The organism is Candidatus Latescibacter sp. (assembly GCA_030692375.1).
Classification (GTDB): domain Bacteria; phylum Latescibacterota; class Latescibacteria; order Latescibacterales; family Latescibacteraceae; genus JAUYCD01.
Genome location: JAUYCD010000005.1, coordinates 1 through 5440 on the forward strand (window position 1 = coordinate 1; position 5440 = coordinate 5440).

Sequence of the window (5440 nt, forward strand, 5' to 3'; positions counted from 1 at the left end):
AGCATGACACCGAACACGGCGATTGCGCACAGGGCAGCCAGCGAGAGCGCGGTCAAACGCCTGTGGGGAATATAACTCCCGCTCATAATTCTCCTTATCCTTTCTCCGAGGCTGCTCCCGTTTTCCGTAAAGCTCACTTCCGCGAATGTCAGCTTACGTTCCTGGAGAAATTCCTCGCCGATTCGAATCATGCTGAGAGAGTACCGCTCCCGTTCCGTGTGGAGACGAGCGACCGAACTATCATCGCAGATTTCCTCGCGCGCTTTGCGGATACGGCTGTTTGCGAGCCAGATAACGGGATGGAAAAAGTAAATTCCGTTTAAGATGATCTGGAACCAGTTTACCAGGAGGTCGCGGTTCCTGATGTGGATCATTTCATGGAGGAGAACCGGCTCGATGTCCTGCACCGTCCAGGCTGAGACTATTTCGTGTGGGAGAATGATACGAGGCTGTATGACTCCGATGACTGCGGGCGCATGGAAAGATTCGTCGCGGCTGGCAAAGAGGCCGATCTTTTTCCTGATTCCCAGATCGGATGCATATTTATTAAGGAGATCGCAGAGGTCGGATCGGGTCACCGGTTCGGTTATGGAGAAAAGCCGCCTCGTTTTTATGAAGCGCGTCGCCAGGTAGAGCACAAAGGAAACGAATCCGATGAGCCACAGCAACCCGGCGATCGGGAATGGATCGAATGGAGCAGCGGCCTGATTCGGGATGTTCAGGGAAGGCTGAACAGCGCCGGTATCGACAGGTGAAAAATCGAGCGGGATGTGAAGGTTAACAAAGTCCCCGGCTGGAGCTGGCAGAGGGATATCGAATGGCACGGCGAGACGGATAATCACCAGCAGCCAGAGTAAGTAACGGAAGCTCGGCGGGGCATTCCGAATAAAGCGTTCCGCGATGAGGGCGATCGCCGCGAGAATGCAGACCTGCCAGCTCACCGCCCAGAGGGTATGCCCTACAGCGGCGAACATTGCATCAAACGGTATCATGGCGTTCCTCTTCTTTCTCCTCGATCAGTTTCCTGAGCTCCTCGATCTCTTCTCGGCTCAGCTTTTCCTTTTTGGCGAAGTGTACGAAGAGCGGAGTCAGGGTATTATCGAGTACGGTTCCCACGAAAGATTCGATCTCGCGGGCAAGCACTGCGGAGCGTGGGACAGCGGTTGCAAAGAGCCAGATGGGGCCGAATTTTTCGCGGCGGAGATACCCTTTTTCCGCCAGGCGGTCAAGCATGGTTTTCACTGTCTGATAGCTCCGCTGCTTCTCACGGAGCGTTTCTTCATAGACGACACGTGCGCTGGCCTGCCCCTTTTTCCAGCAGATATTCATGATATTCCATTCGGTTTTGGAGAGTGCGGGAAGTTTTTTCTGCATGGTATGTCCTCCTGGTTATTCAGTTGTCTGTAATAATATTAATACATTTGTAGTGTTTGTCAAGAGAAATTTTTCGCATAGTGCGAAAAAAAAGTCTGAACCACTGATGCGCATGATAATTGTGATAAAAGATGATGAAAATGTCTGAACCTTGATTCTTGGGATTTAAGGATTACCTTGATGAACGACATTTAAAAATCAGGCTAATCCTGTAATCATGAAAATCGTGGTTCAGACAATCTTCTGCTTTGGGCTTTAGACTTTGGGCATTGGGCTGTTTTCAATACCCTCTCTTAATCCCGATGGCATGCACCCTCCCGAATTCACGGTACGGCGTTCCCTCGAATGCGCCGTTGGGATAGATGGTGGGGAGGTTGCCGGTACGCTCGATGATCCGTTCCGCCGCCCGCATGCTCACTGCGTAGAAGAGCTGGTTCTGGAGCACCCCCGAGGTGGGGCAGATTTTCTTCTCCACTTCAGGCACCGCAAAGAGACCGTAGGTATCGCACATGAATCCAAGGTGCATGTCGGTCCCGAAGGGAACGGTTTTCCCCTTCGGCAGGACGCCGTCGCGTGTGGCCGGGCCGATGGAAGCGGTTTTTATCCCGATCTTTTTGCAGGTGTCGAGGAATGCCAGATCGGATTCGTCATCGGGTTTGCAGATGCCTATGATGACAAAATCTTTGGATGTTCCTTTGAAATTCTTCGCCAGCCCAGATTCCGGGCCGCTCTGGAATACAGAGGTAAAGATGCAGAGTCCGCCCATGCGGGTGTTGGATTCGATCGCCAAGCCTTCCCAGTACTTGCTGTAAACATACACCTTGTTTCCGGAGAGAATGGTATCCACCGCGGTTTCCGCTATCTTGCCTGCGGTGCCGAACTCGCTTTCGATCTGGGTGAGCTGGTGCATGGCCTCTTTGAAGTAATCCTCAGCGAGCGGTTTATTCAAACTTACATATTTCGCTTTCTCGGTGAGCTTCGGCTCATCCCCCTTGACCTTTACCGGGATGCCCTCTGCGGCAAGGATTCGCACCGCGTCGGCTATCATCATCCAGTAGGTGACCATTCCCACCACCCCGGACACCGCGCCCATCGGATAGTGCGCGCCGGGCAGCCACATGATAGGGCCGTAAGTGGTGCTGTAGGTTTCTATCCAGAGGTCTGACCAGGGACGGATTTTGTACTCCCGGTGCTGCTCGGAGAGCAAGTAGGCATCGGGTGTGTCGCCGCACCAGGGAACCGGGCTGCCGACCAGGTACACTCCCTTTTTACGGGGATCCTCGATCTTGCGGGCGATGATCCCCCCGAGGAGGAGGTCGCCTTTTTTTGCCTGGTCTTCCGGGTAGCCGCTGATGAATAGCTCAGGGTCGCCGGGACGGTCGGGGTACATGTCTTCGATAAGGCTGTGGCCCACATCCCAGGTGGTGTAACACTTCCCGCCGTCTTTCACGGTTCTGGCGATGTGGTAGGAGGCTTCAAGCAGGTTGTCCGATTCGGTGGCCTGGATTTTTTCAAGAATCTTCCGGACTTTGCCGAGATACCGGAGCGACAGGGGCGGTGAATTTTTCTCAAGGGAAAGGGACGGTTTCGGCAGTACGGCCAGTCCGGCAGCGGCGGCGGGGATGAGGCGGATGGCATCGCGACGGTTCATTGAAAGATACCTCCTTGCTGAAATGCTTTATATCTATGGGTCAGGAATTCATTAATCCTGAATATATGCGCCTGATGAGAAAATTCATGTCGATGTGTCAAAGAAACTGGTTCAGGACAGCCCGGCATATGACCATTCCCCGCCTGTCACCAGGAAATATGAAGATACGTATTATGATTACTTCAACCGTCCTAAATACTGGCAATAAAAAACAGCCGTAGGGAATACAGATTTGATTTTTTAATTTCAGACTCTGTATTCTCTATGGCTGTATTTTTTCAAATCGCCGATTCAGTTGAAATAATCTTTAGAATCGCATCAGAAGAACATTTTGGGATTTTCTTTATGTCCGCGCCAGGCTACAGCGTAATGCAGATGCACCCCGCTGGTCCGTCCTGTTGCGCCCATTTTCCCGATTTCCTGGTTTCTCTCCACCTTCTGATCCTCCTTCACCATGATGGCGTCAAGATGGCCGTAGGTGGTTTCATAATCGTATTTGTGCTGGATAATCACACACTGACCCAAAGCTCCTTTCCAGCCGACAAAGATTACCTTTCCCTGGGCTGCAGCGACCACGGCATCTCCACGGCGTCCGGCGATATCAACTGCATCATGAAACTGATGGAACCCGGTGATGGGATTTATACGGTTACCGAACGTCGAGTTGATTGTAACATAAGGACTGCGGGTCGGCCATATGGAAGGTGTATTATCCATTCGGTCTTTCTTTTCACGGACTTTCCCCTGAATTTCGTCCAGGCTCACCCCCTCCGCATCGGTCTGGTGGACGAGGGCAGTCACGCCATAGGAAATCTGTTTCATACGGTTAAGAAGATCCGGACTCATCTCCGGATAACTGGTTTCATCGAATATTTTGTACCCGCCGACACCGGCCTTGTACATCTCCGGGTCGAGAACATCCATGGAAACGTACAGTCGGAAGGCGTTGTCATTTTTCTGGATTTCGTTGAGTTTCCCGGAAAGGGAAGTGAGAAGATTTTCGGATTTGTGAATTTTGGAGAGTAGTATCTGTCTGTTTTCAACCGCTGTTCGATAATTTTTTTCCTGCCTGAGTTTCATGTGGTATCCAACGATGAAAAAGAGGCAGACAAAAAAGGCAAGAATAAGAATTCCGAATAGTATTACCAAGAATTGCGAATTAAAGCTGCTGTATCTTACGCCATTTCCACTGTCCGGTACAACTATTAGGGAAAAAAAACGGTTATCCATGATGTATTATTCCCACAATATGGCATCTGATGGTTTGGGGATTTTTACAAATATGTGTAAAAACTTATAGTTAGGAACAAACCAATCACGAAGTAAGTATAGTATACCTTTTAAAAATTATATGTCAAGGGAAAAAAATACCCGAATTTAATTTTTTTCCGAAAGCTATACATGACGACTTATTTTATTGCGTTTCTTTTCAAAATAGATGCCGAAACGGTTGCTAAAAGATGCGCTGCGCTTTCATCGTTCCCGCGAAGCGGCAACAAGTTCGGCATGACACGTATCATCCTGAACTCGTTTCAGGATCTAAATACTCAAAACATACGCAATTATTTATGTCGTCATGTATAATATCAAAAATCAGATTTAAAACCTTTTTCAAAAGGGAAGATCATCCTCTTCCTGGGGGAAATTCTCCGGGGGAACCGGTGAGCCGCTCCGTCCGGCCTGGGGCTTTTTTGAAGGTGAGCTGTCATCCGGTCCTGCGCCCTGACCCTGACCTTTCGCGTCGAGAAGAATCAGGTTGTTTCCGACAATGTCGGTAGCATAATGCTTCTGGCCGCTCTGGTCTTCCCATGACCTGGTTTCGAGCTTTCCCTCTATGTATACCTTGCTACCCTTTTTGAGGTAATCCTTGCTGACTTCAGCCTGACGGCCGTACATCACCACCCGGTGCCATTCGGTCCGCTCTTCCCACTCCCCGTCCTTGTTCTTGCGGTTGTCCGAGGTGGCGATCCGCAAGTTGGCCACCGCGGTGCCGTTGGGTGTGTACTTGATTTCAGGATCGGCGCCCAGATTTCCGATCAACATGACCTTATTTAACGCGCGAGCCATCGTTTCCTCCTTCAAGCCCTCTACAGAAGCATGGTGGCAGTCTTAATGGGATGTATACCCAAAGAATATAACATTATTGACGAAGTGTCAATAGAAAAACCTTATCCCGGACATCCCCCATTTTTTATTCGGCGATAGACATGCCATATCACTTATCTTCTCTTTAGATAAAATCCCCCCGCCGCATAAAGCGGCGACCCCCTTATAAAGGGGGTAAGATACTGCCTGCCAATATGTTTCCCCCCTTAAAAAGGGGGGATGTCCAAAGGACAGGGGGGATCAGTCCTTCAAGAAGGCATGCAATTATCCGATAATACTTTCACATAAAATTATTCTTATAACGATAAG

At 50.0% G+C, this 5440-nt stretch carries 5 protein-coding genes; all 5 read right to left on the reverse strand.

Translation table 11 applies throughout. From position 1 onward, the window contains the following. Positions 1-992 (reverse strand): M56 family metallopeptidase (locus tag Q8O92_00245; protein ID MDP2981742.1); only part of this gene is annotated, 992 nt, incomplete at its 3' end. Continuing rightward, a complete protein-coding gene (locus tag Q8O92_00250; protein ID MDP2981743.1) occupies positions 979-1374 on the reverse strand; it encodes a BlaI/MecI/CopY family transcriptional regulator in 396 nt (131 codons plus the stop codon). The genes Q8O92_00250 and Q8O92_00245, both read right to left, overlap by 14 nt. 280 nt (positions 1375-1654) lie before the next feature. Then, the gene (locus Q8O92_00255; GenBank protein ID MDP2981744.1) at positions 1655-3025 is read right to left on the reverse strand and encodes a hypothetical protein; all 1371 of its coding nucleotides are present in this window, start codon (positions 3023-3025) and stop codon (positions 1655-1657) included. 318 nt (positions 3026-3343) lie between these two features. Then, positions 3344-4105 (reverse strand): M23 family metallopeptidase, encoded by a 762-nt coding sequence (locus Q8O92_00260; GenBank protein MDP2981745.1) that lies wholly within the window; start codon positions 4103-4105, stop codon positions 3344-3346. A 531-nt stretch (positions 4106-4636) separates the two neighbouring features. Further along, a complete protein-coding gene (locus Q8O92_00265; protein ID MDP2981746.1) occupies positions 4637-5092 on the reverse strand; it encodes a single-stranded DNA-binding protein in 456 nt (151 codons plus the stop codon). Positions 5093-5440: the final 348 nt, after the last annotated feature.